The following is a 26,057-nucleotide window of genomic DNA, read 5'->3' on the forward strand; positions in this document are numbered from 1 at the left end:
CACCGAAGCGTCCCCGGTCAAGCGCCCGAACCTCTTGTATGACATCCTCGTTCGAGGCTCCCGCCTTGCTCTTGCTGCGTTGCAAGGCCAAATCCACGAGTTCGCGGCATCAACTCGCGAAACAGTCGGTGTGGATAGCAGTTGGAAAAACATATCTATAAACGCTACTCCCTTTTACCTCAGTAGAGAAGCTCCTCCCTGCGGTGAACTCCATTCCTGTGAGGTCGATCCGAAGGTCGCGAGGCCACCAAGCGGATAGCACAAGCGGATAGCAGACGTCGAGCGGCCCGCTCTGCCTCGCCCACTGCTCGAGGGCAGCGAAGGTCATGGCCGAGCTCAGGTCCGGTGAACCAACGATGCTCCGCAACCGCCGTCCCTCATCAGCCTGTCGCGATCTGCGCTCCCGAAAACTTTCAACTCAGTGGAAATTTCCAGCTCCCAATGGTCCGAAAGCCGGAATGCAGGTCACTGCCGAACAGGAAGTCCAGCCGTGGGATGCGAGAGCCCGTTAAACTCTGCGTTCGTTGGCTCTTGCTCAGTCTGCAACCACTGCGCCATGAGGACGCCGAAATCTTCGGGGATCCGCAACGATTTCGATTGGTCCCGCCCCAACTTGGCAAGGTATCCGCACCATTGATCGTATTGCGTTTTGCCGGTGTCGCTCTTCCACTCATCATAGGCATGCGTGGCCAGGCCCTTAATTTCTTTGCTAGGGATCGGTTCGATCCCGTAACGGTATGCGCCCTGCAGGACCGAATATCCAAATATAAGCAGAGCGCCGGCCCAGTCCAGCGCACTCCGTCTCAAACGCCGGTTGATGCTGACGGAGAATCCCGCAGTTTCAACCTCATGCCACCAATCGACTGGCATATACAGAAGGTCACCTGCATTCAGTACGGCAATCTCTCCATGCAGTTGCTTCAGCAAGGGGAACTGGTTAAAATCGGGATTATTCAAATCCACAAGCGCTCGCCTAGGATTGTCGGTCGTCTTTTCATGCTCCGGATAGATGAAACTATAGTCCCAAGGGGGAAACATTTTGACCGCTTTTGTCCCGTGTAGCTGCACGAGGAACGCATACCAATGATCATAGTGTGCCTTGGCGGTAACCCCTTCGGAAGCAACATAGGGAGACGAGCCAATGAACTCCAGATCGCTTGGCCAAGGCAATGCTTCCAGAAGACTGCTGGGAACTTTTCCACCAAACATGTAGTAGCGCTCGTTGGGGTCCATCAGTGGTTGCCATTTCCCCTGGCCTAGGATCCGCTCGAACAACTCTTGAAAGGTCATTTCGCGAGTCATCCCGCTCTTGCGTAAGACATAGGATGCAGCGGACACCGTGGTGTCGTCCCCTGGAACTAGCGTAACCTGGCCGGTATGCCGCGCCCATTTGGGGTCGTCCAAGCCCCAACCGTCGGAGGCTTTAACCCAGCCTCGTACAACAAACGGCCGATTTTTCCCGAGTGCGGTGGAGATTTGCATGCTGTCAATCTCCTCGATCGGTTTCATGCTAAGTTTAGGGAGTTCGCGAACTTCTTCAGGGAGTGTCTGTTTGTTTGCCATGGTCTCCATCCTGGTTGAGATGACCGTTTGCGTCGACAGAAGCCTTCTGGTGGTCAAGGCCGCCGAGATCGATCTATTTGTCCATTGCGCCTGGTTTTTTCCGCGGAATTGGCGCGGCATAAGCGCTTGTTGACTTGCCCACGTGACCGGGTTCACCCAGTTCCTGCCGAGCAATGTCCAACGCCTCAGCCACTGCCCCCTCATTAATCAGCTTGAGTTCCTGCGCGACCGCATCCGATTTTGTGAGCTGCCATTTGTCCAGGGAGGCTGCGCGCACGAAGCCGTAGGCCGACGGCATGCGCACCATCAGCCAACCCAGGTTCATCATCTCCGCAGTGAACTCCCTCACAAATTTTGCCCCCCCTATACGACGCCCGGTCAAGCGCCTGAATGTCTTGTAAGACATCCTTGCACGGGTTCTAGGCTGCCCCGCCTTGTTCTTGGTGCGTTGCAAGGCCAAGGCAACGAGTGCTGCTGCGTCGCCTTGGGAAACATTTGGTGTCGCAGTTGCTGAAACAGTATCCATGAACGCTACTCCCTTTTTACCTCAGCAGAGAAACTCCTGCCTGCTGCTGAACTCCATTTGCGTAAGGTCGATTCGAAGGTGGCGACGCCACCTCATCGAACCATGCATCCCGTTTTGCCAGATACGAAATTGCCATTGCATGCATGGCAGCCTTGAGCTGCGGCGGTCGCGACGCAAACGTGGCAGGTTCCGCAACCAGCTCGCCAGATCCCGATGCAAGCGTCATCTTGGCTCCGGACCCATCGGTGCTCCACCGCATCGATAGAGCCAATCCACCGCGTTGTAGATGTCGCCGCAAATCAGGGCCAAGCTCAGTCTCGGCACTTGTCAGAATCAATCTTTCAACAGGCAGCGCCGACAACGCCTGGCGGGATACTAAATCCTCATTGTCGACTATAAAATAGCCACGGTTGCCGGCGTTCAAAACTGCTTTGGCCAGGTTTTTGAGAAGCTCGCAATTCTCGACGTCCGTCGCCGTCACCGACACGGCGTGGCAAGCGCCCAGACCAAGACCGTTCTCCGAGATTCTTGCTGGAGAAGCGGCATAAACCAGCGCTTCCAATAAAGGATCCCTGGCCAGCATTTGCGGTGTTGCTCGCTGGCTGAATTCTTGTGGTGCGGTGTTGATGTAGGCGCCTTTCTTCGACAAGAGGCCGATGCTCCGCCCCTCTGCCATGAACCGGTGCTGGATTGCTTTTGCCACCATGCTGGTATGCCGGTCGCCAAGGACGAGCACCGTGGCAACTTCCGATGAAGCCGGATCGTCGTACATATTGGCCAGGATTATCTCGCTCACATCCCTTGCCGTGCCGGCCCGCGGCCAAAGATGAAACTCGATCCCTGGTCTAGCGTTCACCTCGATGACAGTGCACCCGACATCTTTGTGAGATTGCGCAATGTCGGGCATGATCAGATCCAACCCGGCAATACTGAGCCCAATGACCCTGGCGATACGTTCACATAGCTTATGATTGTCCGGATGGACGGAGTTTGTAACGTCAACCGGTACGCCTCCGCGTGCGAGGTGACCGTTTGGCCGCAGAACCACCTGCTGCCCGGCAATCGGGATAGTCTCCATCGTAAGATGGTGCAATGACAGGTGTCTAAGCAGGTCGTCGTCGATTTCGAGAGGCGACAGACGCCTGCCGTCCCTGTCGGGTTCCCGATTCAAATCATCGATCAAATGACGCAGCGTTTTTTCGCCGTCGCCGGTAACCTGCGGCGGGCAACATAGGACTGCTGCCACGACACGAAAATCAACAATCGTCGCTCGATACTCCGGGCCGGCGATGAACTCTTCTACCAGCACGCCATACCGGTCAGACTGAGCCACCTGGCACGCTATGTCGAACGCGGCTTCAATAGCGCGGCGTCCCCGCAGCTTGACTGAAACTCCGCGCCCCTGATTGCCTTGGGCGGGTTTCACCACCACAGATTTGCCCAGCTGCTTGGCGGCAGCGACCGCCTCGGATTTGCTGCGAACCGTAAGCTGGCGCGGTACGGGCAAGCCGGCCTGCGCCAAAAGCCTGTTGCCCAGCCTCTTGTCCAGCGCCACTTTCGCCGACGCAAACGATGTCGAACCGGATATCGTTGAGAAGAGCTGCTTTTGGTTCTTGCCTTGGCCGAGACGAAGGTGGTTGCGCGCAACAAACTCGAACGGGATGCGGTTCCTCTTGGCGGCCGCAACCAGCACTGCGGTCGAATTTGAAAGTCGCCGTTTCTTTGCTCTTTCCAGGTTCAATTCCCGTGCGAGGCAATACTTCGATGTGGCATTCCCATCTCGCGTTGCCTCGCTGACCGCATCAACGACAGCCGCCGCGGCCGCTCGCGACATTTGCGGGTCGTCCGACTCCCAGACGATCACTGAATTGATCTCGGACGGATCGCTCACCAACGTGGCCACAGTTGGAAACGTATAAAAATTCATCGCGCGGCGAAGCTCGAGGTCGGCGACCAGGATCGCATCAGCTAGATACGAGGGCACCAAAGCATCCTGCTCGCACTCCGGAAACAGTCCGGCAAGCACTGAGCAAGCCCCGGAAGATAAACCGGACACGCGGGCAGTAGCCAGTTGCCCTAAATTCAGCGTTAATTTAACGACTGTATTCGCGTTATACACATTGAGGCCGGATAGCGTCCTGAAACCGGCAATCTCAAATGGTTCCAACTCCTCAATTGGGCATACCATAACCATACATTTTGCCCCCCAATTAACCTTCCGTCTGCTTTACGAAAGGTTCCTGCCTCCACCGCTTGCGCGCAACCCTCAGTTATATTATGGTTAGCTAATGGTTAAGGCAACAAAAAAATAAAGAAAGGTTGGAACCAGAGGAAAATAAAACTTCAATAAAGTTTAAGATAAAAAGACTCGGACTGCGTAATTGAAGTAGCGTTGGGGTGAGTATCATGTCTGTTTGTAGAATTCAGCGCGGGCGCATGAAGAAAGCCAAGCGTTCGTTCGCGACTCGCCGGGTCGCGGCCTCGCATATGCGTACGTTGATCACAGGTTCCTTGCAGCCGGTCGCAGGCGATCTTGTCCTGGCTCGTGTGGACAAACTCGGCAATCACAGCAGATTGGAACTGATCAACGGGAGAAAGGCGATCATGTTTCCCGGCGATGAGATAATCATTTGCTATGGAAACAGATACGCACCGGACCAGTTCGAAGCTGTTATTGGCCCTGATCTCGGACCATGTGACCTAGTGGCGGGGGGAGGCATCGCAGCGTGTGAGCTTTCCAGACATGATCGCATGATCGCGCCAACGAAGATCACCCCTCTCGGACTGATCGGGGACAAGTTCGGTCGCCGATTGAATGTTTGGGATTACAAGGTCAGCTCCGACGACCTTCGCCCCTCTCTGCCGATTGTCCTGTCGCTGGGAACATCCATGAACGCGGGAAAGACATTGACGGCGACGTCGTTGGTAAGAGGTTTCAAAAGAGCAGGGCTTAAGGTTGCCGCGCTGAAGATTACCGGAACTGGGTCCGGTGGCGACACCTGGATTGTGCGCGATGCGGGCGCTGACATCGTTCTTGATTTCACCGACGCCGGGTTTGCAACCACTTATCTTGCCTCAGTGGAAATGATCGAAAAGGGCGCTTTCCGCCTGCTGAACCATGCAGCCGAAAATGGATGCGACGTTGCTGTCATCGAGATTGCCGACGGGCTGCAGCAGAAGGAAACGTCCGAGTTAATTCTGGCGGAATCATTTCGCAGCATGGCTCTTGGCACAATATTCGCGTCCTACGACGCGATGGGTGCAAAGTATGGAGTGGATACGTTGCGCGCTGCCGGCCACAAGGTGCTGGCCATCAGCGGCAGACTTGGCCGATCACCGCTTGGCGTGAGAGAGGCTGAGGAAGCTACCGGGCTGCATTGCTATTCCCCGTGGGATCTCCAGGATGGCGCGCTCGGTCCTGTGTTTAGGGCCCGCGCTGCGGAAAAACTGTCCAACGGACAGAGCAACAACCCGTACCTGCGGCGCATTGCGGCATCGTCGGAGGCAGCCATGCCGCTCGGCGTGGATCGAGCCCATTCTCACCAACTCCGGATTGATTTCTTGGCAAAGGTCGCGCGCGAGTTGATTGTAGCCGAACTGGGAGAAGTAAATGCCAATGGCAGCCTGGCGACGTGGCCCAGTCCATTCGGAAGCATCTTGGTCACTCTGCCTGAGCGGCCTTCCCAGGGTTCCCAGGGTTCTATCCCCACATTCATGTCGGTGCAGGCGCCCGCGGAAATAGTAGAGGCAGCAGTGCTGGCAAAAAGCCGCGGTGCCCTCAAGTCGTCGCTCGGCGGCATCGTGCAGGCCCTCGGCTGCGCTCCGCTCCCGGCTGCCCGGATGTCCTACCTGCTGAACGAAACCTGGTCAATGTTTGAGGCGGCCGATCATCACGATAGACCTCTGCAAAACGCACTTGAGGCGCCGCCGTTGGATGCTCATGATGACATTGATGCGGTGATCATGAATTTCTCTGGCCTCTTCAATGAGCATTCTGATCAGCACGCTCCCCTTGGACGCGCGTGAAAGACGGTGTCCCGATGAACACACGAGGCAGGCGTCGGTATAGCGGCCCCCTCAGCGAAATGTGGAGAAAGTCGATACCCGGCCTTGCGGCTCTGGTGGTATTCAGCGTGTTTATCAATGTTTTGCGCTTTGCCGGCCCGCTCTATCTCATACAGATATTCGACCGGGTCATCTCGAGCCGCAGCGTTGAAACCCTTGTCATCCTGACCCTGGCTGCCTTGCTCGCCCTGGTAGCCGGCGTCGCACTGGAAACCATTCGCCGTCGCATGCTCTCGCGCTGGAGTGTCTGGATCGAGCATCAGTTGACCAGCCATTCCGTGAAAGCCGGATTGACGTCAGGCGTAGCCAATCCGCCGCTTCTGGCCAGCATCGAAAAGGTCTCCAGCTTTGTTGAACGCGGGCTATCTGCCTGGCTGGATGTCGTTTGGGCACCGATTTTCCTGTTGTGTGTGTACTTCATCCATCCGGTTCTCTGGCTGATCGCGCTGGCAGCTACCGTTTTGCTGGTTGGTATGAGCCTGTTGAAGGAAAAGTTCACACGCGAACCCCGTCAAGCGGAACGCGATGCCGCCAAGCAGGCAAAAGAGGTGTTGGTTTCGGCGGAGCGGCACAAGGACGTTGTTAGTGCCTTTGCAATGGCGGACGCAATCGCCGGGCGCTGGGCTAGGAGCCGGGCGGACGGCTTCCTGCAAAGAGACCGGCTTAATGCTTGGGGATCCAGCCTGGATGCCGCGATCCGGGTGCTAAATCGTAGCCTCTACATTATTCTGCTGGCCTCCGGCATATGGCTGTTCCTGAACGACCAGGCGTCGCTAGGGGGGATATTTGCAGCCCGACTCATAGCCAACTTCGCTTACAGGATGGTTGGCAAAGCGGTTGGGGAACTCAGAGGCCTCCGCGAGGCGCGCGAAGGATACGCCAAAATCAAGGCGGACCTGGCCAGGCCGTCGGACGGGGACCCGTCCTTGCTGCCTGGAACTTCGCGCGGCACACTAATTCTTGATGAAGTAGCGTTCAGGCACGCGGGATCGCGAGAAGACGTATTCAGGAAACTGTCGCTGTCGCTGGCGCCAGGCGAGTTGCTATTGGTCATCGGGCGCGCAGCGACGGGCAAGACAACGCTCTCCCGCCTCCTGATAGGCTTGCTCAAGCCACGAACCGGACAGGTTCGCCTGGGAGACATGAACGTCACTCGGCTTCCGGATCATGTTAGAGCCGAGGCCATTGGCTATTTGCCACAGCAGGTCGAACTGTTCGAGGGAACCGTCGCCCAGAATATTGCCCGGTTTCAACAAAGCTCCATCGATGATGTGGTTTCTGCTGCAAAAATAGCAGGAATCCACCATGTTATTATTCGCCTGGACCAAGGCTATGACACAGTGCTTGACGACACGATCGGGCTGTCTGGCAGCGAACGGAAACGGATTGCGCTTGCAAGGGCGCTGTTTCGCGCTCCGAGACTTATCGTTCTGGACGAGCCATTCGCCAATTTTGACAGTTCGTCGAGAAGGGCGCTTGAAGCAGCGGTGAAAGTCATGAAGGGATCGGGATGCTCGGTAGTCATTACCATGTCGGGACAAACCAACCGTCTTGTCGGATTGATCGACCGGACGCTGATCCTGGGCGGCCGAACGCCTGAGCTCTCCGATCCCACGGAGCGCGCGGTTCGTTCCGTGAAAACTGAGTTGCGGAGTGTAAAGTGACAGTCCCGCTCGCCGTTGGCGCCAAACAACCCGGAGACGATCCTGCGCCCTTTGGTAAGAACTTCATTGTTCTCGGTTTCGCGATAATCGCAATTTTTTCGACCCTGACCGGCATGTGGCTTGTTGCGGCTCCAATCCAGGGCGCCATTGTTGCCAACGGGTTGGTGGAGGTAGCCTCAAACGTAAAGACAGTGCAGCATCTCGAAGGTGGGATTGTATCCGAGATATTGGTTCAGGAGGGCGATCGCGTATCGGCAAGTCAGGTCCTGGTACGACTGCAGAGCACTGCTTCTACGGCCGCTGCGAACGAGATCAAGGCGCAATGGTACGAGGCGAAAGCTACCGAGGCACGGTTGATCGCCGAGAGAGACGGCAAGGACTCAATCGAGATTCCGCCAGAGTTAAAGGAGCCCGGTAAAATGGCGGCCGAGGCTGTTTCCGGCCAGGAGAGTATCTTTCGAACACGTCAGACCTTGCTTCGTGAGAGACTTTCCTTGCTGCAGCAAACGACCGGAAGCCTGCATAAGGAGATAGAGGGCTATGAAGGGCAGGTGGCTGCGGCCACACGGAAACTGGAGTTGATCGAGGAGCAGCTGGGCGATGTTCGTGCCCTTTATCAAAAGAAGCTGGTGGTAAGGACGCGCCTGACAGATTTGGAGACTGAAAAGGCGGATGTGGGAGGCGACCTGAGCGGCTATATCGCGTCAATTGGCGTTGCCAGGCAAAAAATGGAGGAGACGAAGTTCAAGGTTGCTGAACTTAACGCATCCACGGCGGCCGACATTGTCGCTGAGCTTGGGGTGGTGCGTGCCAAGATATATGAATCCGCTCAACGAATAGCCGCCGCCGATGACGTGATGACAAGAACCGAGATCCGCGCTCCCATCGGAGGCACCATAGTGGGGCTCAAGATTCACACCATTGGCGGGGTGATAGCAGCAGGCGATCCTCTGATGGATATCGTGCCCGTCGACGACAACTTCGTCGTGATTGCCAACGTGGACCCGCTCGACGTCGACCAGGTGAAAGTGGGGCTGCACGCGACCATCTGGCTCAGCGCGGTGGGCAGGCGGTATCAGCAGCCCATGAACGGTGATGTCCGCACCCTTTCAGCAGACCGGCTGGTCGATCCGCGCACTGGCAAGGCATTTTATGCAGCTCGCATCGTTCTGACACCTCAGTCCCTGAAGGCAACGCCCGTGGCATTGCAAGCCGGGATGAACACACAAGTGATGATCGAGACTGGAGCGAGGTCAGCATGGGAATATCTTAGCGCTCCGGTCTACGCTGCCATGGGTCGGGCTCTGCGCGAACAATAGGATTGGCTATCGGGGCAGCCGTCGTTGGGGTGGATAGTGAGCGGTGCGCAAGCTCAGCGCCTCCACATCTTAAAAGATAGCGTGCACCTGCTGGGGTGAGAGAAGAGCCCATAAGCGCTAACTTTACACCAAGACGGCGCTTCTTGCAGCGGCGGATTGGCTTTTGCGCCGTCTTGGTGGATCGCAGACGTGACGAATGATTTCAGTGACGCGGGTGAGGATTTTTCCCGGCCGCATCACCATCAGCATGGCGTTGAGGATTTCAGAACGCAGGAGACTATGCAGCCTGTGGGCCTTTTGCGTGGCCTTCTCATCCTTGCGCTTGACGATGAGCCTTGTCGGCAAGGGCGCTTGCCTCGTCCCTTGCGACCCGAATGCTCCACGAGCACGTTCATCTCGCAAACCTCACCAGGCTGCATGGGCTCATAGATGGCGTTCCAGTCGACCCGTTGCCCGTCGGGCGTGGTCAGCCGAACACTGGTCTAGCCCGTGCGCACGATGAAGTCGGCACCCGCCGACACCACCTTTTCAAGGGATGGAGCGCGGGCGTAGGCGCGATCGCCAACAACAATGTCGCCTTGGCGTAGCGGAACACGCAAGAAGCTTTCACCCCCGCGCACGTCGCTGATCTCCAGATGCGTGAAGCGTGCGAGCGCCGGTTCGTAGGTGGCATGCACCCGCCAGTCCGTGCCGGCACTGCCAGGGCGCGAGATCGAACTGCCATCGACGCGCAGCCGGCGCCCCGTCGGCGCGGCGCTTTTGACGCAAGCCTTTTGGAGCAAGGCGCCGGCAATGTCGCCGAGCCAATCGGCGGCTGCGCGCAAGCGCTTCAAAAGAGCACCGTCTGGCAGGCTCACAAGAATGTCGGCCAAATGCAGAGGCCGTAGACCGCGGTTCCAAGAAGAACCCCGTCATGCAAACCCATGCCGCTATCGCCTCTGCCGATTAGCCAAGCCATTTGGGCCCGTTGACCCAGCAGCCGCGGTCGAGGTCGTCACCGATCGGGCTGAGTCGCGTGCCGGGGTTTATCGTTGCCGAATTGCTGGGAGCAAGCGTCGCCATGGCTTGGCCGGATGGCTGCTCGCCGAGCCCGAACCAGTCACATCAATGAAAGCAGCAAAATGACCGTCACCATCTATCACAATCCCGATTGCGGCACTTCGCGCAACACGCTCGCCATGATCCGGCAATCCGGCGAGACACCGGAAGTCATCGAGTGTTTGAGAACCCCGCCATCACGAGAAAAGCTCATTGGGTTGATCGCCGCCACGGAAACCACGCGATTTGCTGCGCGAGAAAGGCACGCCCTATGCCGAACTTGATCTGGTCAATCCCAAGCGGACCGACGACGAAATCCTTGATTTCATGCTGGCGCATCCGATCCTGATCAACCGGCCGATCGTGGTCACACCTCTTGGCGTGGTTCCAGGCCGGCCTCGGAAGCGGTTCTCGACATCCTGCCTAATCCCGATATCGGGCCGTTCGTGAAACAGGATGGCGAAGTCGTGGTCGACAACAAGGGTAAGCGCATTGGCTGAAAAGAACCACGCGGCCGATGACACGTTGCCGAACGTCGACGACGAGCAGTCTCGGCCGATCGAAATGCAGGCTCTGCTGGACGCGCCCCGCTCCAATCACAAACCGCGCGTGCTGATGCTCTACGGATCTTTGCGCGAACGGTCCTATTCCCGGCTCGCTACGGAGGAGGCTGCCCGTATATCCTGCGCCGTTTGGGTGCCGAGGTGCGTATCTTCAATCCCTCGGGCCTGCCACTCCCCGATTCGACATCTGCCGATCATCCGAAGGTCCAGGAACTGCGGGATCTGCGAGCTGCCACGGTTATTCCTATTTCCATGAAACTCGAACAAGCTGCATCCCAGCTCGAAAGTCTCGGAAATCCGACGCGGCTCCAGCTCTATCGCATATTGGTCAGGGCAGGGGACGAAGGACTGCCGGTCGGCAGTATCCAGGAGAGACTCGAGATCCCGTCTTCAACGCTGTCGCATCACCTTAAACGGCTGGTCGATACGGGACTTGTCACCCAGGAGCGTCAGGCGACGACGCTGATCTGCCGCGCCAACTATCCCGGCATGAATGCGTTGATCGGCTATTTGGCTGACGAGTGCTGTGCCGACGCAAAATGTGCGCCCTCGACCACCAAAGTTGTCGCCTGATTTTTTTGCCCGAATAATTCGAAGATACTGGAAGGATCGAACGAATGAACGACATGGCAGATCTCCCGGTGGCAGTGATCGGCGCGGGGCCGGTGGGTCTCGCCGCGGCCGCTCAACTGATCAGCCGTGGACTGAAGGTGAAGGTTTACGAGGCTGGTTCGCACGCGGGTTCGAACCTGTTGGACTGGGGGCACGTTCGCGTTTTCACGCCCTGGCGCTATTGCGTTGACGCTGTCGCTCGACGGCTGCTCAAGGGCCATGGATGGACAATGCCGGAGCTCGAGGCATTTCCCACCGCTGATGAGATGGTCAACCAATACATCGGCCCGCTCGCGCAGCTTCCGGAACTGGCACCGACCATCGAGACCAACGCCCGCGTCATCGCCGTGTCTCGCTGGGGCGCCGACAAGGTCGTCAGCAAGGGGCGTGAACTGAGGCCCTTCATGCTGATGGTTGAAACCACGAGTGGACAGCGCCGGGATAATGCCCGGGCCGTCATCGATGCGTCAGGCACATGGCAAACACCGAACCCGCTCGGCGCCGGCGGCCTGTCCGCTGAAGGCGAGAGCGAGTTCCGCGACCGGATCGGCTACGGCATCCCCGATGTCCTGGGCCGGGATCGCGACCTCTACGCTGGCCGCACTACACTCGTGGCGGGAGCCGGTCATTCCGCTGCCAATGCCTTGCTGGAACTGGCCAATCTGTCAGAAAGCGCTCCAGGCACCTCTGCAATCTGGACGACACGCAGCACCGACCTGGTACGGATCTACGGTGGCGGCGATGCTGACGCTTTGCCCGCACGCGGTGAACTCGGCTCCGAAGTCAAGGACCTTGCCGAAAGCGGCCGCGTTCGTCTTGTGACCGGCTTTGCCACCACAGTTATCCGTGAGATAGATGGTCGCCTGCTTGTGGACGGGCAAACCAAAGATGGTGTTCTGACCATCGGTCCTGTCGACAGGATTATCGCGGCCACGGGCCAGCGCCGGACCTCGCTCTGACCCGGGAGCTGCGGCTCGATCTGGATCCATGGCTTGAAAGCGTAAAGGCCCTCGGCCCTCTCATCGATCCCAACGAGCACTCTTGCGGGGACGTCCCCCCGCATGGCCACCGTGAACTCAGCCATCCGGAACCGGGGTTCTATACGGTCGGAATCAAGAGCTATGGCAGTGCGCCGACGTTCCTGCTGCTGACGGGCTACGAGCAGGTTCGCTCCGTCGCTGCGGCGATCGCTGGTGACATGGCGGCGGCCGATGCCGTTCAACTGGTGCTGCCGGAGACCGGCGTCTGCAGTGCCGGCATCGTTTTCCGGCTCAGCTTCGAAAGGCTGCTGCGGTGGCCCGGCGGCCGAGGCGGTTGACGCCTGCTGTGTCGCGGACGCGTAAGCGAAGGAGGGTGGCAAGGCTGGCTGCGGCTGCAGCGCCGCGGCATGACCTTTTCGCCTCAGCCGATTGCCGTCGTGCGCGGGCGTCGCACGATCATCACGACGCTCGGCGTGACACAGATCATGGCGTGGGCATCATCGTATTATCTCCCCGCTGTTATTGCGCCGTCAGTCGCTGCGGATACAGGCTGGCCTCTGCCCTGGGTCCTCGGAGGCCTGTCTCTCGGATTGCTCACGGCGGGAGTTATCTCGCCGCGTGCCGGGTCTTCGATCCAACGGCACGGTGGCCGCAACGTTCTGGCCTTCAGCGCTCGCTGCATCGGGCTCGGCCAGGTCGGACTTGCGGTAGCCCCCAATCCGGCCGCCTACATCGTGGCGTGGCTGGTTATCGGCCTCGGCATGGGGGCAGGTCTATACGACGCTGCTTTCGGCACCCTTGGCCGGCTCTACGGCCATGGTGCGCGCTCTGCTATCACGACGCTCACTCTGTTCGCCGGCTTTGCGAGCACGATCTGCTGGCCGATCTCGGCCTTTTTGCTGGGGGAGATAGGGTGGCGCGGCACGTGCCTGGCCTACGCCGCTGTCCAGCTCTGCCTCGCCTTACCGCTTTACCTTGTGATCTTGCCTCGCGGCCTGCCGCAACCGCTTGTCAAGGCCGCATCGAGTGCGGCAGTGACGCCTGCTCTCCAAACCGGCTCCAATCTACCGATCATGGTCGTGCTTGCCTCGACCCTGACCCTTGCCGCCGTGATCTCCTCGACCCTGTCGGTGCATCTGCTGACGATCCTGCAGAAGGGCGGCATGACGCTTGCGGCGGCGGTGGGGCTTGGAGCCCTTGTCGGTCCGTTCCAGGTGGCTGCGCGGACAATCGAGATGGTGATCGCACGGTTCCATCACCCGATCTGGACCAAGTTCGCTTCGGTGACCTTCGTTGCGATCGGGGTGTCTGCTCTTTGGCTCGGCATGCCGATCGTTCCGTTGGCACTCGCATTCTACGGAGCAGGCATTGGCCTAGAGTCCATCGCGCGTGGAACACTCCCGCTCGCGATGTTCGGCTCTAATGGCTACGCCAAGCTGATGGGCCGCCTTGCCATGCCGAGCCTGATTGCCCAAGCGGCGGCGCCCTCCCTGGCGCGGTGCTTCTAGAGCGCTTCGGTGCCTACGGCACACTGGCGACACTTTCCGCCCTTGCGCTGATTAACGTCGCCGTGGCATGCGGTTTGGGTTGGCTGATTTTCAGTCGACGGAATTTTCAGGTGCAACCGCAATAGTGTGGCTAGCGGTGGCGGTTTCGCGCTAAACTTGTTCACATTGTCCGCGAATGGTAGCGAGAAAGCGCTACCGGCTTTCCCCCCACTCGTCGAGCTACCGGTTCCTGCTTAGGTGGTGCGGGTGAGCTGTGTCGCTGCTATCTGCCGCCAGACATGCGCGCCAGCATGACATATGATGAAAGTGACAACCCGAGGAGTAGGAGCCGGAGTCGATGTCTGGACGTCCGGGTTCGGAACTGCGCTGCGGATGGCCAACGGATGGAGAAGGAGTGCCTGTCAGTTCAGGGTTCTACCGTTCCCTGCCGTGCTGCCCAGTCGAATGGGTAAAGGCAATAGAAATAACCGGTCCGTTCGGTGGCGATGTATTTCAGATGGGTGCCGTTGGGCAGCCACACGATGTCGCCCGGATTGCACTCATGGCGGCCATCGTCAAGTTCGATCGTCAAGGTGCCTTCGTGGATGAACAGCACCTCGTCATAGGTCACGGTCCAGTCGATCGAGGCGTTCTCGAGATACTCGATGCCGCCGCCCATTGTCCGACTGATATCGGCATTGATCACGCGGGCAATCGAGGATGTGCCGGTCGGCGTGACCGACGGCTTCAGGGTCAATTCGCTGTGCTTGAATATCTTGGCCTTGGACACAGTTCATCCTTTCCTTGCGCGGAGGTTGGCTTTCGAAGGGGTGACGCCTGACGGGGCCAATCCCGCCAGCCATCTGGTCACGAGGCCGGGCTTGCGGCCGGCATGTTCGAGATCGTCGCGCCGCCGCACCGCGCCGCGGACGAAATGCGCGCCGACGAACCGGAATGGTTCGGATGGGAAGCCTCGCGTCACTGGGCGCACGAGCGCCGAATGGGTGAGCTCGGATTCGCCGCCGGTCAACAGGCCGGTCAGGATCTTGCCGCCGAGATAGGCCATCGTCGTGCCGTTGCCGGAGAAGCCGTAGCCGTAGACGATGTCGCGGTTGGCGGGCAGGGCGCCGAACAGTGGCACGCCGCTGACGGTCCGATCGATCGGGCCGTTCCATGATGTATCGAGCGGAAAGTCGGCGAGCGCCGGGTGACCATCCCGCAACGCGCGGCGCATGTCGGCGACCCGTGGCGATAGACCATGAAACCGCCTGTCGACGATGCCGCCGAGGCCGATGACGCCGCCACTGACGCCGACAGACAGCCGACCATCGCGCGTCGGCGACCAACCGCCGACGAAAACGCGGGAATCGATCATCAGCGGCGCGCGGCGGTAGCCGATCTTGTCGAGAAGGTCTGGAATGGGTTTTGACATGGCGTCGTCGCTGGAGATGTTGAAGATTGCCGGCGCCAGTTCTCGAATGGCGCCGGACCATGCATTCATGGCAAGCACAATCTTGCCGCAGGACACAGTGCCTCTCCCCGTCTCCACCTTGAGCGTGCCGTCGCGCGAAAACCGCGTCATCGGCGACTTTTCATAGATGCGCACGCCGCGTGTTAGTGCTGCCCGGCGCAGGCCGCGCACGAGGAAACCGGGATGCACGGTTGCCGACGACGCATCGAACGCGCCGCCGAGGTGGCTCGTCGTGCCGGCCATCGCTGCGATCTCGTCGCGCGAAACTCGTCGCGCCGGCACGTAGCCATGCGCCGCCAGCTTGTTCAACGCGTCGTCCCAGACGCCAAGCTGGGCTTCGCACGTCGCACCCCAGATCCAGCCGATGCGATCAAACCAGCTGTCTATTCCCTCGGCCTTGCAGAAAGCCTCGATGCCGCCGATTGCGGCTTCGGATGCCTTGATGATCGAAAGTGCATCGTTTCCGTCGCGCAGCGCGGCGAGCGCGCTGTATTTCGCCCATGCCGAGAGCACCATGCCGGAGTTGCGGCCGCTCGGGCCACCGCCGCAAATGTCGCGCTCGACGATGACAACATCGAAGGCGGGATTGTGCTGCTTGAGGCGTATAGCGGTCCACAGGCCCAGATAGCCGCCGCCGACGATGCAGATGTCAGCCTGCGTCGCCTCTTCGAGCGGAGGCGCAAGGTTCGGGTCCTCGGGCAGGGCCTGCCGCAGCCAATGGCTTCGCCAGACGATGTCCTTTTCCGTCAGTTGCATCACGATGCGCCTCTGGCTGATAGGCGGCGCTCCACGAGCCTGACCCAAAGGCTCGCGCCAATCGGCAGGATTGCGTCGTTGAAATCGTAGTTGGTGTCGTGAGCCGCGGCCTGGTGCGCATCGTCGGCCTGGCCGAGCAGGAAATAGCAGCCGGGCCGCTGTTCCAGCATGTAGCAGAAATCTTCAGAACCCATCTCGGGAGGCGGATCGATGACGAGACTTGCCGGTCCCATCACCTCGTTCACAATCGCGATCATCGCGTCGGCTTGCGCCGCAGTGTTTATCGTCGGTGCGAAGGGCGTTTCGTAGCGGAGGTCGATGCCGGCGCCAAAAGCTTCAGCTTCGTTTTTCGCGATGCGGCGGATTGCCGTCTCCAGCGTCTTTTGAACCTGGTGGTCGAAGGTGCGCACGGTGCCGGTCAGAAACGCCGTATCGGGGATGGTGTTGAAGGCTTCGCCTGCGCGCAGGCTGCCAACGGTGACGATTGCGGGAGAATGCACATCGGTGACGCGGCCGGGCAGGGCTTCGATTGCCAGCAGGATGCGCGCGGCGATGGGGAGTGGATTGATCGCCAGATGCGGCATCGCCGCATGGCCGCCCCTTCCGTGGACGACGATCCCGAAGCGATCGGCCCCCGCGGCCACCGTTCCGCGGTGGACGGCGATCTCGCCGAGCGGCCGTTCGCAATTGTGCAGCGCGTAGACTTCATCGCAGGGGAAACGCTCGAAAAGGCCCTCGTTCAGCATGGCAAGCGCCCCACCTCGACCCTCCTCGGCCGGCTGGAAGATGAAATGCACCGTGCCGGCGAAGTCGGGCGAGCGAACAAGCGCCGAGGCTGCGCCGAGCAGCATAGTGGTATGGCCGTCATGGCCGCAGCCATGCATCCGCCCGGGGGTGCGGGACGCATGCGCCAGCGGCCGTGCCTCAGTCATCGGCAGGGCATCCATGTCGGCGCGGATGCCAAGGCTGCGACCAGCGCCAAGCCTGCCCCTGAGCGTGCCGACGACACCTGTGCGTCCGACGCCTTCGGTCGTCTCGATGCCCCACGCGCGCAGTTTGTCCGCCACGAAACGGGCCGTCTCGAACTCTTCGAAACCGAGCTCGGGATTGGCATGGAGATGCCGCCGCCACGCCGTCATCTCGGTCTCGAGTTGCTGCACCGACGGAACCAGTTTCATGCCGATGCCTTTGCGCGGAGAGCTTGCGAGCGGCTCTGCAGGATGGCGATGAGCCCAAGCAGGATCGCCGAGAAAGCGATCAGCAGCACGGCGACAGCCGCGATGGCAGGGCTGATGGACTCGCGCACCCCGGAGAATATCATGCGGGGCAAGGTTCGCTCCGCGCCCGTCGAGAGGAAGCTTGCGACGACGACTTCGTCGAAAGAAATGATGAAGGCGATGATGGCCCCTGTAACGACGCCCGGCGCTATCAGCGGCAGCACCACCTTGAAGAAGGTGCGCATGGCGCCGGCGCCCAGCGATGCCGCCGCACGAACCAACGTCCGGTCGAAGGTCGAAAGGCTGGCGACGACGGTGGTTAGCATCACAGGCACGGCCATCGCCGTGTGCACCAGAATGATCGATAGCTTGTTGCCAACGAGTCCCAACGTGGCGAAGAATGAAAAGGCCGCGACGCCGACGATGACGACCGGCGTCACCAAAGGCGCGGCGATGATCGCGTAGAGGATCCGTTTCCCGGCAAAATCACCCCAGGCGAGCCCGATCGCCGCAGGTATGCCGAGCAGCAAAGCCAGAACCGTGGTGGATAGCCCGATGATGACCGAGTTCCACAGCGCGTTCGGCCAGCGCTCGTCGACCCACAGTTCGGCATACCAGCGCAACGACCAGCCCGGCGTCGGAAATGCCAGCGAATTGCTCGAGGTCAGCGACATGGGGACCACGATCAGCAGGGGCAGGATGATGAAAGCCAGCAACGTCGCCGCATAGGCGTACATCAGCCATTTCCGGAAGCGGTCGGCGCTCATACGACATGCGCCTTGCTGCGGAAGAGGACGGATGCCGTCCAGAACAGGAACGCAAACAATACGAGGATCATCAGCAGTTGCAGGGAAAGCGCTGCGCCCATGCCCCAGTTCAGCGTGCTGTTGGTGTAGAAGGCTATGTAGCTGGAGATCATCTGGTCTGTCGGCCCGCCGACAAGCGTCGGGGTGATGTAATAGCCGAGAGCGAAGACAAAAACGATCGCCCCGCCGGACAGGATCCCGGGCAGGATCAACGGCAACTGGACGCGGCGCCACGCCGTGAGCCACGGCGCGCCCAACGACAGCGCCGCGCGCATGTAGGTGGTCGGAACCCGCCGCATGACGGCGACGACGGAGAGGACCATCATGGGCAGCAGAACCTGAACCATCGCCAGGTACAGCGAAAAGCGGGTGTAGATGAGGTCGAGGGGTTCGCTGACGATACCCAATCCGAGCAGTGTGGAATTCACGGGACCGTTCTTCTGCAGCACGATGATCCAGATGACGGTGCGCACCAGCAGCGATGTCCAGAGCGGAAACAGGATCAGCGCGAACATCAGCTTCGACCAGGCAGGCGGCGCGCTGACGATCGCCTGCGCCAGCGGCACGGCGAGCACCGCGCAGATGACCGTCACCACGATGCTGATCCAGATCGTACGCAGCAGCGCGTCGACGAAGATGGCGCGGTCGGCCGAAACGGCTTCGATCGAATTGTCCGCGCCGCGCTTCAGGTCGAGGCTCGCAAGCAGATAATAGTCCGTTCGCGCGCTTTGCTGACGCGCTATGACCTGCCAGAGATCGATGTTTTTCCAGCCGGCCTGTTGGGCGAGCACCTCGTCGCGCACGGGGCGCATGCCGAGCTTGCCGTCGGCCGCATCCTTTGCCGTCTTGATGACGAGGAAACGGCTACCGACAACGCGCTGGTTCACGAGTTGCGCCAGGACGCCTTCCTTCCCGGCGCGCCGCGCGTCGGCCAGGTCCTCGACGAGTGCTGCAAAGACGGGTTCGCCAGGCAGGCCGCTCTCTGCTTTCCAGCCGGCAAGAGCGGCAATGGTGCGCGGCAGGTTGTTCGAGAAATCCGAGTTGTCGACGGCCAGAGCGAGGAAGCGCGCCACCGGCCACAGAAACAGAATGACGACGAATAATATAAGCGGAGCCGTCAACAGGGCGAGCATGCCGCCCCGTTGGCGTCGCTTCATAGCCGGTTTTGTCCCGACCAACATGCCCAAGTTACTTCGCGAGCCAGGCCTTGAAGCGTTCTTCCAGCGCTTCCTTGTGCTCGGTCCAGAAGTCGTTGTCATAGGCGGCGCCGTACTGGAGGTGCTCCGGCGACGTCGGCAGGTTGGCCTTCCAGTCCGCGGGAATGAGGTCGGCGGCTTCCTTGCGGCCGGTGCCATAGGCATAGAGCTTGGAGAAGCCGGCCTGATTTTCAGGGATGGAGAACCACTTGAGGAGATCCAGCCCCCCCTGCTGGTGCGGTGCGCCCTTCACCACGGCCCAGTAGTCGGTGCCGTAGAAGAAGCCGGCGTCCCACGCGATGGCGTAGGGCTTCTTCTCGTTGATGGCTTCGTTGGTGATGCGTGCATTGAACGCGTCGCTGAGCGTCACTTCGCCGCTGTCGAGGTTCTGGATGCCCTGCGTGGTGGTGGACCACCAGACGACGTTCGGCTTGATCTTGTCGAGCATGGCGAAAGCCCGGTCGACACCTTCCGGCGTGGCCAGCACCTTGTACATGTCTTCGCGTTTCACGCCGTCGGCCATGAGCGCGTTCTCCAGCGTGAACTGCGCTTGCTGGTAGAGGCCGCGCTTTCCCGGAAATTTCTCGACGTTCCAGAAGTCCGCCCAGCTCTTTGGCGCTGCGTCGCCCTTATAGACATCCGTGTTGTAGGCAAGAACCGTTGCCCATGTGTCGGACGCGACACCGCATTCGTGCAGGGTGCCTGGAAGATAATTCGCCGCGTCGCCGGTGATCTCGGGCGTCAGCGGGACGAACAGGCCTTCGGCGCAGCCGACTTCCATGGCGGGCGCTTCCACCGAGACGACGTCGTAGGTAATGTTGCCCGCCTGCACCTGGGCACGCACCTTGGCGACCTCGCCGCCCCACTCTTCCATGACGATCGGGACGCCCGTCTTTTCGGTGTACTTGTCCCAGACTCCATCCTTGTAGGCCTTGTCCCATGTACCACCCCAGCCGACCACCGTGACGGGATCGGCCGCGGACGCGGCAAAAGTCGAGGTCGCGAGGCAGATCGCGGCGGCAGATACGGCTTGCAGATAAGTCCTCATCGCAGTTCCCCTTTCCTATTCTTGTCGATTTGATCAAATTTCAAACGCAAAATGGATTGATTAGCAACAGGAATTTGCGATAGAGTGAAAAAAAGTTAAAAAGACAAGGAGATTTGATCGAATGCTGAAAGGCACTAGAGACGTGCGCGCCAATGTAAGTCTCGCTGCTGTTCTGGACGAGGCGCGACAGCGTTTCGCTGACGCCAACCCGAACAGCCTGGCGCGTCAGAACGAGGCCGCGGCATCGTTGCCGGGCGGCAATACGAGGGCTGTACTTTGGTACCCGCCATTCCCTGTTTCGTTCGTCTCCGGCCAGGGCTGCAGGGTCACCGATCTCGACGGCCATACCTATGTCGATCTGGTCTCGGAATACAGCGCCGGCTTCTACGGCCATTCCGACAAGGCGATTTCGGCGGCCCTTGTGGACGTCATACAGGGCGGCATCATGCTGGGTGCACCCAACCGCTACGAGGCGCGCCTGGCAGCGGCGGTGGTCGAACGTTTTCCAGCCATCGAGCGCGTGCGCTTCTGCAACTCGGGCACCGAGGCGAACATCATGGCGATTTCCGCCGCTCGCGCCATCACGAAGCGTTCGAAGATACTCGCCTTCCGGGAAGGCTATCACGGCGGCGTACTGACTTTTGCGCATGGCGGCTCACCGCTCAATTTGCCTTTCCCCTTTGTCTTCGCCGACTACAACGATAGTGCAGGCGCCGTGGCGCTCATCAAGGAACAGGGCGGCGAGCTTGCCGCCGTCATCGTCGAGCCGATGATGGGCGGCGGCGGCTGCATCCCGGCCACCCGCGAGTTCCTGCAGGCGCTGCGCACAGCGACGAAGGAGACAGGCGCGCTGCTGATCTTCGACGAGGTCATGACCTCGCGCCTCGATTATCGAGCGCTCCACGGCGCTCATGAAATTTTTCCCGATTTCGTGACGCTCGGAAAGTACATCGGCGGCGGTGCGAGTTTTGGCGCATTCGGTGGACGCGCCGACCTCGTCGACCGCTTCGATCCGGCTTTGGCTGGTGCGTTCTCGCATGGTGGGACGTTCAACAACAATATTCTCAGCATGGCTGCTGGTTTCACCGGTCTGACGCAGGTGCTGACACAAGAGGCGAGCCGCGCCATCAATGCGCGCGGCGATCGCTTGCGTGAAGCGATGAACGTCTCCCTTGAACGACATGGCGTCGAGGGGATCGTCATAGGGCGCGGGTCGTTGATGAACCTGCATTTCGTCAGGGGGCCGGTGGACACGCCGGCGCGGCTCGACGATGCCGATCCATCGGTGATTGCGCTGTGGCATATCGAGATGCTGTTGCGAGGGTACTACGTGACGCCGCGCGGCATGCTGGCGTTGTCACTGCCATTTGGCGACGCCGAACTCGACGGCTTCGCCGCCGCATTCGACGATTTCCTGTCGAGCAACCTCAAAATACTGCCCCGCCGGACAAACTGATGCTCGATCGCAAGGATGCCACCGCTGGCTCGGCCGCGCAAAAGACAGCTCATGTTCGTGTCCATACGGGCTTGAAGGAAGCACTGATGAACGGTGACTTCCTGCCCGGCCAAAGACTGGTCGTGCGACAGCTTGCCGAACAGTACCGGACCAGCGCCATGCCGGTGCGCGAGGCCTTGCGGCAACTCGTCAGCGACGAGGCGATGTTCGACCACCCAAACCGGGGCGTCATCGTCCCCGAGGCCACGGTGGCGCGTATTTCGGATCTCGTGCGTGTGCGCTGCAGCGTCGAAGGGACGGCGGCCGAATGGGCTGCGACGACCATCACGCCCGAAGAACTCGATGAATTGGCGAAGCTGAACAGGCTGATGCGCGAGTGCGTCGAGAGCAACGTCATGGCTAACTATCTCGGCCTGAACAGGCGCTTCCATTTCACGATGTACCATGCCGCGCGATCACCTCTCATCCAGCAGATCATCGAGAAATTGTGGCTGCAGGCAGGACCGTTTTTGAACATCGTCCGCTCGGACGTGACCTACGGCCTGGGCCTGGACCATCACGACGAAATGCTCGCCGCGCTGCGTCGCGCCGATGGCGCGGCTGCGCGCAAGGCCCTGGTGGCCGATCTGCGCGAGGCCGCCGACATCATTCTTCGCGCCGCGGCGGCGGCTGAGGCGCAGCCTGCTCGCAAGCGCCCGGCCTCGGTACGCCGTGATCCGAAGGCGCAGCCGCGGTGATGGGCGGATCTCCGCGTGGGCCGGTTCACGTCGAGTTTCGCGGCGTCAGCAAGCGCTACGGGCATGCGGTCCAGGCGGTGCGCCAGCTCGACCTGGAAATCATGCGCGGCGAATTCCTGACGCTGCTAGGCCCTTCCGGATCCGGCAAGACGACGGCGTTGATGATGCTGGCAGGATTCGAAGATACGACTGAGGGCGAAATTCTCATTGACGGTCAGCGCATCGACAACGTTCCCGCCAATCGTCGCGGCATCGGCATGGTGTTCCAGAACTACGCGCTTTTCCCGCACATGACGGTCGCCGAAAATCTGGCTTTCCCGCTCGAGGTCCGCAAACTTGGCCGCGAGGAGGTCAGGCGACGTGTCGGGAACGTTCTCGACATGGTCCAGTTGCCCGAATTCGGCAATCGGCGGCCAGCGCAGCTTTCGGGCGGGCAGCAACAACGCGTGGCGGTTGCCCGGGCCCTGATTTTCGAACCAAATCTTGTCTTGATGGACGAACCGCTTGGCGCCCTCGACAAGCAGCTGCGCGAGCAGATGCAGTTCGAGATCAAGGATATTCACGCCCGGCTGGGCGTGACCTTCGTCTACGTCACGCACGACCAGACTGAAGCGCTGACCATGTCGGACCGGATCGCAGTGTTCAGCGCCGGCCGCATCGAGCAACTGTCGACGCCGCGCGAACTGTACGAGCGTCCCGCGGCGAGCTTTGTCGCAAGTTTCATCGGCGAGAGCAACCGCATGTTGGGTGCCGTGCTGGCCGGGAGCGAGGATGGCGGCGTATCCGTCCGCCTCGACGACGGCGACGTTGTGTTGAACGCCATGTCCTGCGGTGCTGCGCTTTCTGCGGGTGTCAGGGTGACGCTGTCGATAAGGCCCGAGCGCCTGTCCGTTCTGCAGGACGGCGTCACGGCGCTCAACGAGATTCCGGCGACGGTCGTTCAATCAATCTACGTCGGCGATCATGTCCGGCTCGTCGCCGCGACCGCGAGCGGCCAGAAATTCATCGTCAAGCTTGCTACTTCGTCGTCTCAGCCGAAGCTCGATCCAGGTACGGCGATCCGGCTGGGCTGTGGTCGTGAGGATTGCCTCGCGCTCGATAGATAACAACAAAAGGCAGACAAGGGAGACTCCAACCATGAAGAAATCGCCGAAAGTCGTCATCACCTGTGCGGTCACCGGCTCGATCCACACGCCGACGATGAGCCCCTATCTGCCGATAACGCCGTCAGAGATCGTCGATGCCGCCGTCGGCGCAGCCGAAGCCGGCGCGTCGGTGATCCATCTGCATGCCCGCGACCCCGAGACGGGCAAACCGACCCCCGATCCTAAGCTCTTCATGGACTTCCTGCCGCGCATTAAGCAGCAAACCAACGCGGTGATGAACATCTCTACCGGCGGCGGCCTCAAGATGACGCTCGACGAACGTCTCGAAGCCGCCCATGCCGCCAAACCCGAACTCTGCTCGCTCAACATGGGGTCGATGAATTTCGCCTTGCACCACATCGCGCCGAAATACACCGACTGGAAGTACGACTGGGAGAAGGGCTACCTGGAAGACACGAAGAAGGGCATCGTCTCCAACACGTTCGAGCAGATCGAGCGCATCATCCTCGAGGTTGGCCAGGCCTACGGCACCAAGTTCGAGTTCGAGTGCTATGACGTCAGTCACCTCTACACGCTGGCGCACTTTCTCGACCGCAAGCTGCTGAAGCCGCCGCTTTTCGTCCAGACGATCTTCGGACTTCTGGGCGGAATCGGCGCCGACGCCGAAGACATGATGCACATGCGCAGGACGGCGGACAGGCTGTTCGGAGACGACTATCTCTGGTCGATCCTTGCCGCCGGCAAGCACCAGATGAACCTCTGCACGATGGGTGCGATCATGGGTGGCAATGTGCGTGTCGGGCTGGAAGACAGTCTCTATATCGGCAAGGGCGCGCTTGCCAAGAGCAATGCCGAGCAGGTCGCCAAGATCAAGCGCATCCTTGGCGAACTGTCGCTTGAAATAGCGACGCCCGAAGAGGCGCGGCAGCTGCTGGATCTCAAGGGTGGCAACGAGGTCGGGTTTTGACCGCGCCCGGCATTGAAACCTATGTCGGCGTCGTGCACCCTTGGATGTGCGACGCGATGGGCCATCTCAACGTTCGTCACTACGTCGCCATGTTCGATGATGCCAGCTTCCAGCTGCTGGGCAGGATTGCCGCTCCCAATCTAACGCCGACTCTCGGCTGGGCGGACGTCAGGATGGAGATCGACTATGCGCACGAAACCGCGGTTGGAACCTTGGTCACCATTCGCTCGGTTGTCGAAAAGGTTGGGAAGTCGTCTCTGACCTGTCTGCATGAAATGCGCGGCACGCTCGACGATGTTCTGTATGCCCGTGTTTTGACGGTTACGGTACGATTCGACCTGAGTTTACGCAGCAAGATCGACCTTGAGGCGGATGCGCGTCATGCGGCGACAAGCCTTCTGAGGGCTGAAGGCGATACACGTCGATAACGATGCCGGGTAGGCGAGTTTGCATCTGTCCTCCAGCGCAACCACGATATTGTCCGTGGTAGATGGAGTCGTGCGACGGCTGCGGAATCCGCCACGCGGTTCTTCGAAATCTTGGCAACCGCTTCGATGACGCCAACGGTCTGGTCGTCACAAGCGCAACGTTGCGTCCGCGCGATCGGTGCTTCGGTCGGCATGAAGCCGGTCGGCAGCGACAACGATGCTTATCAACCAAAGCGTGAAACTCACCGGTACATACATCGGCTACTTGGGTTTCTCCTCAAGCTTTTCATCCCCGAAAGAATTGCCTCCCGGGTGCGGCTCGATATCCGAAGCTTGACGATTCTATCCCACATCCGCCTCACGTCCGCACCCTCAGCGCCTGCTCCAGCCTGTCGGCAATCTGTGTGACGATATAGGCAATCACCATATAGATCACGACGGCAATCACGAAGGCTTCGAGGTAGTAGTAGTTCAGCGCGGCGGTCAACTGGGACTGGGCGAAAATATCGACAACCTCGATGGCGAATCCGAGAGAAAGGGCCTTCATGATGACCATCATCGAAGTTGTCAGGTCAGGAATTGCCGTGAGGGCCACCTGGGGAAACAGGATACGTTGGAACAGTTGGCCGCCCGTATAGCCCAGCGAATGGGCTGCGTCCGACTGACCGGTGTCGAATGCATTCAGGGCTCCCTTGATAATCTCCGATTGGAATGCGGCGACACAGCCGGTAATCGCAACTACAAGGATGACCCAATTGGGGGTTTCGTGGGCGTTGAAGTTGATCCCCAGCAATGAGAACAGGAACTGGAATGCGGGCGGCAGACCGAAATAGGCGAGGAAAATCACGATTACCATCGGAACGCCCTTGAAGACGATCTTGTAAGTCATGACGAGTTCTCGCAGCGCCGGCACCCGTCTGTATTCGATAAGCGCGAATATGCTGCCGACTATCGTCGACAGGACGAAAATCATGAGCGCCATTCCAATCGTCACGGGTACGGCACTCAGAATTTCCTGCGTGTCCTGGAGTAAAATATCGGTATCAAACATG

The 26,057-nt window shown here is 60.0% G+C and carries 21 protein-coding genes and 4 pseudogenes; 13 read left to right on the forward strand and 12 right to left on the reverse strand.

The features are described 5' to 3' along the window. Positions 1–465: 465 nt before the first annotated feature. The 3 genes from NKJ76_RS20900 to NKJ76_RS20910 form a co-directional block, all read right to left on the reverse strand. Positions 466–1,563, reverse strand: coding sequence for a cupin-like domain-containing protein (locus tag NKJ76_RS20900; RefSeq protein WP_196814079.1), 1,098 nt, complete (start codon positions 1,561–1,563; stop codon positions 466–468). A gap of 73 nt (positions 1,564–1,636) precedes the next feature. After that, positions 1,637–2,089: a hypothetical protein gene (locus NKJ76_RS20905; RefSeq protein WP_196814078.1), complete on the reverse strand. Its 453-nt coding sequence runs from the start codon at positions 2,087–2,089 to the stop codon at positions 1,637–1,639. A 16-nt stretch (positions 2,090–2,105) separates the two neighbouring features. Beyond that, the gene (locus tag NKJ76_RS20910; RefSeq protein WP_198027441.1) at positions 2,106–4,256 is read right to left on the reverse strand and encodes an ATP-grasp domain-containing protein; all 2,151 of its coding nucleotides are present in this window, start codon (positions 4,254–4,256) and stop codon (positions 2,106–2,108) included. A 269-nt stretch (positions 4,257–4,525) separates the two neighbouring features. Between NKJ76_RS20910 and NKJ76_RS20915 the strand changes: the two genes are divergently transcribed. From NKJ76_RS20915 to NKJ76_RS20925, 3 genes are all read left to right on the forward strand, one after another. Beyond that, complete coding sequence (locus NKJ76_RS20915; protein WP_023708270.1) at positions 4,526–6,115, forward strand: hypothetical protein; 1,590 nt, start codon at positions 4,526–4,528, stop codon at positions 6,113–6,115. 95 nt (positions 6,116–6,210) lie between these two features. Beyond that, the gene (locus NKJ76_RS20920) at positions 6,211–7,818 is read left to right on the forward strand and encodes an ATP-binding cassette domain-containing protein (protein ID WP_198023249.1); all 1,608 of its coding nucleotides are present in this window, start codon (positions 6,211–6,213) and stop codon (positions 7,816–7,818) included. Further along, positions 7,815–9,137, forward strand: coding sequence for an HlyD family type I secretion periplasmic adaptor subunit (locus NKJ76_RS20925; RefSeq protein WP_023723907.1), 1,323 nt, complete (start codon positions 7,815–7,817; stop codon positions 9,135–9,137). Before NKJ76_RS20920 ends, NKJ76_RS20925 begins: the two co-directional genes overlap by 4 nt. A 123-nt stretch (positions 9,138–9,260) precedes the next feature. Here the strand turns inward: NKJ76_RS20925 and NKJ76_RS20930 are convergent, their stop codons facing one another. Both NKJ76_RS20930 and NKJ76_RS20935 read right to left on the reverse strand, forming a co-directional pair. Continuing rightward, on the reverse strand, positions 9,261–9,482 hold the full coding sequence (locus tag NKJ76_RS20930) for a hypothetical protein (RefSeq protein WP_023708273.1): 222 nt from the start codon (positions 9,480–9,482) through the stop codon (positions 9,261–9,263). Positions 9,483–9,619: 137 nt separating this feature from the next. Then, a complete protein-coding gene (locus tag NKJ76_RS20935; protein ID WP_156932591.1) occupies positions 9,620–9,994 on the reverse strand; it encodes a hypothetical protein in 375 nt (124 codons plus the stop codon). A 264-nt stretch (positions 9,995–10,258) separates the two neighbouring features. On the opposite strand from NKJ76_RS20935, the pseudogene arsC reads away from it, so the two are divergent. From arsC to NKJ76_RS20960, 5 genes and pseudogenes are all read left to right on the forward strand, one after another. Continuing rightward, positions 10,259–10,675, forward strand: a pseudogene (arsC, locus tag NKJ76_RS20940) (arsenate reductase (glutaredoxin)). Positions 10,676–10,739: 64 nt separating this feature from the next. After that, a pseudogene (locus NKJ76_RS20945) lies at positions 10,740–10,963 on the forward strand (NADPH-dependent FMN reductase); the annotation flags it as partial. Positions 10,964–10,990: 27 nt separating this feature from the next. After that, positions 10,991–11,311, forward strand: coding sequence for an ArsR/SmtB family transcription factor (locus NKJ76_RS20950; protein ID WP_023673340.1), 321 nt, complete (start codon positions 10,991–10,993; stop codon positions 11,309–11,311). A gap of 44 nt (positions 11,312–11,355) precedes the next feature. Further along, a pseudogene (locus NKJ76_RS20955) lies at positions 11,356–12,693 on the forward strand (NAD(P)-binding protein). Positions 12,694–12,737: 44 nt separating this feature from the next. After that, a pseudogene (locus NKJ76_RS20960) lies at positions 12,738–13,963 on the forward strand (MFS transporter). 281 nt (positions 13,964–14,244) lie between these two features. Here NKJ76_RS20960 and NKJ76_RS20965 read toward each other — a convergent pair. Genes NKJ76_RS20965 through NKJ76_RS20990 form a run of 6 tightly spaced genes read right to left on the reverse strand, consistent with a single transcriptional unit; the run spans position 14,245 to position 20,311 of the window. Continuing rightward, on the reverse strand, positions 14,245–14,607 hold the full coding sequence (locus tag NKJ76_RS20965; protein ID WP_023822801.1) for a EutQ-related cupin domain-containing protein: 363 nt from the start codon (positions 14,605–14,607) through the stop codon (positions 14,245–14,247). A gap of 3 nt (positions 14,608–14,610) precedes the next feature. Then, positions 14,611–16,044 (reverse strand): NAD(P)/FAD-dependent oxidoreductase, encoded by a 1,434-nt coding sequence (locus NKJ76_RS20970; protein WP_352538256.1) that lies wholly within the window; start codon positions 16,042–16,044, stop codon positions 14,611–14,613. After that, positions 16,044–17,222 (reverse strand): M20 aminoacylase family protein, encoded by a 1,179-nt coding sequence (locus NKJ76_RS20975; protein ID WP_023708278.1) that lies wholly within the window; start codon positions 17,220–17,222, stop codon positions 16,044–16,046. The genes NKJ76_RS20970 and NKJ76_RS20975 overlap by 1 nt, the downstream gene beginning before the upstream one ends. Beyond that, positions 17,219–18,028, reverse strand: a complete 810-nt coding sequence (locus NKJ76_RS20980; protein WP_050590882.1) for an ABC transporter permease — start codon at positions 18,026–18,028, stop codon at positions 17,219–17,221. Before NKJ76_RS20980 ends, NKJ76_RS20975 begins: the two co-directional genes overlap by 4 nt. After that, entirely contained in the window at positions 18,025–19,224 is a 1,200-nt protein-coding gene (locus NKJ76_RS20985) for an ABC transporter permease (protein ID WP_352538257.1), read from the reverse strand. Before NKJ76_RS20985 ends, NKJ76_RS20980 begins: the two co-directional genes overlap by 4 nt. A gap of 31 nt (positions 19,225–19,255) precedes the next feature. Further along, positions 19,256–20,311, reverse strand: a complete 1,056-nt coding sequence (locus NKJ76_RS20990; protein ID WP_023683358.1) for an ABC transporter substrate-binding protein — start codon at positions 20,309–20,311, stop codon at positions 19,256–19,258. Positions 20,312–20,432: 121 nt separating this feature from the next. On the opposite strand from NKJ76_RS20990, the gene NKJ76_RS20995 reads away from it, so the two are divergent. From NKJ76_RS20995 to NKJ76_RS21015, 5 genes are all read left to right on the forward strand, one after another. Further along, positions 20,433–21,767: an aspartate aminotransferase family protein gene (locus NKJ76_RS20995; protein WP_352538258.1), complete on the forward strand. Its 1,335-nt coding sequence runs from the start codon at positions 20,433–20,435 to the stop codon at positions 21,765–21,767. Next, on the forward strand, positions 21,767–22,504 hold the full coding sequence (locus tag NKJ76_RS21000; RefSeq protein ID WP_352538259.1) for a GntR family transcriptional regulator: 738 nt from the start codon (positions 21,767–21,769) through the stop codon (positions 22,502–22,504). The genes NKJ76_RS20995 and NKJ76_RS21000 overlap by 1 nt, the downstream gene beginning before the upstream one ends. A 77-nt stretch (positions 22,505–22,581) precedes the next feature. After that, positions 22,582–23,610 carry an ABC transporter ATP-binding protein gene (locus NKJ76_RS21005; protein WP_023713978.1) on the forward strand — a complete coding sequence of 343 codons (1,029 nt, stop codon included), beginning with the start codon at positions 22,582–22,584 and terminating at the stop codon, positions 23,608–23,610. Positions 23,611–23,641: 31 nt separating this feature from the next. After that, a complete protein-coding gene (gene kce, locus NKJ76_RS21010) occupies positions 23,642–24,577 on the forward strand; it encodes a 3,5-dioxohexanoate:acetyl-CoA acetone transferase (protein ID WP_023708283.1) in 936 nt (311 codons plus the stop codon). Beyond that, positions 24,574–25,005: an acyl-CoA thioesterase gene (locus NKJ76_RS21015; protein ID WP_023708284.1), complete on the forward strand. Its 432-nt coding sequence runs from the start codon at positions 24,574–24,576 to the stop codon at positions 25,003–25,005. The genes kce and NKJ76_RS21015 overlap by 4 nt, the downstream gene beginning before the upstream one ends. Positions 25,006–25,363: 358 nt before the next feature. Here the strand turns inward: NKJ76_RS21015 and NKJ76_RS21020 are convergent, their stop codons facing one another. After that, positions 25,364–26,056 (reverse strand): amino acid ABC transporter permease, encoded by a 693-nt coding sequence (locus NKJ76_RS21020; protein ID WP_023708285.1) that lies wholly within the window; start codon positions 26,054–26,056, stop codon positions 25,364–25,366. Position 26,057: the final 1 nt, after the last annotated feature.

The organism is Mesorhizobium sp. M0029 (assembly GCF_040323735.1).
GTDB lineage: Bacteria > Pseudomonadota > Alphaproteobacteria > Rhizobiales > Rhizobiaceae > Mesorhizobium.

Bases quoted from the DNA above. Each gene is read 5' to 3' on its own strand.
- NKJ76_RS20995 (WP_352538258.1), top strand. From the start codon at position 20,433: ATGCTGAAAGGCACTAGAGACGTGCGCGCCAATGTAAGTCTCGCTGCT.
- NKJ76_RS21020 (WP_023708285.1), bottom strand. From the start codon at position 26,056: ATGTTTGATACCGATATTTTACTCCAGGACACGCAGGAAATTCTGAGT.
- NKJ76_RS20905 (WP_196814078.1), bottom strand. From the start codon at position 2,089: ATGGATACTGTTTCAGCAACTGCGACACCAAATGTTTCCCAAGGCGAC.
- NKJ76_RS20985 (WP_352538257.1), bottom strand. From the start codon at position 19,224: ATGAAGCGACGCCAACGGGGCGGCATGCTCGCCCTGTTGACGGCTCCG.
- NKJ76_RS20970 (WP_352538256.1), bottom strand. From the start codon at position 16,044: ATGCAACTGACGGAAAAGGACATCGTCTGGCGAAGCCATTGGCTGCGG.
- NKJ76_RS20900 (WP_196814079.1), bottom strand. From the start codon at position 1,563: ATGGCAAACAAACAGACACTCCCTGAAGAAGTTCGCGAACTCCCTAAA.
- NKJ76_RS20990 (WP_023683358.1), bottom strand. From the start codon at position 20,311: ATGAGGACTTATCTGCAAGCCGTATCTGCCGCCGCGATCTGCCTCGCG.
- NKJ76_RS20950 (WP_023673340.1), top strand. From the start codon at position 10,991: ATGAAACTCGAACAAGCTGCATCCCAGCTCGAAAGTCTCGGAAATCCG.
- NKJ76_RS20980 (WP_050590882.1), bottom strand. From the start codon at position 18,028: ATGAGCGCCGACCGCTTCCGGAAATGGCTGATGTACGCCTATGCGGCG.
- kce (WP_023708283.1), top strand. From the start codon at position 23,642: ATGAAGAAATCGCCGAAAGTCGTCATCACCTGTGCGGTCACCGGCTCG.
- NKJ76_RS20915 (WP_023708270.1), top strand. From the start codon at position 4,526: ATGAAGAAAGCCAAGCGTTCGTTCGCGACTCGCCGGGTCGCGGCCTCG.
- NKJ76_RS21000 (WP_352538259.1), top strand. From the start codon at position 21,767: ATGCTCGATCGCAAGGATGCCACCGCTGGCTCGGCCGCGCAAAAGACA.
- NKJ76_RS20975 (WP_023708278.1), bottom strand. From the start codon at position 17,222: ATGAAACTGGTTCCGTCGGTGCAGCAACTCGAGACCGAGATGACGGCG.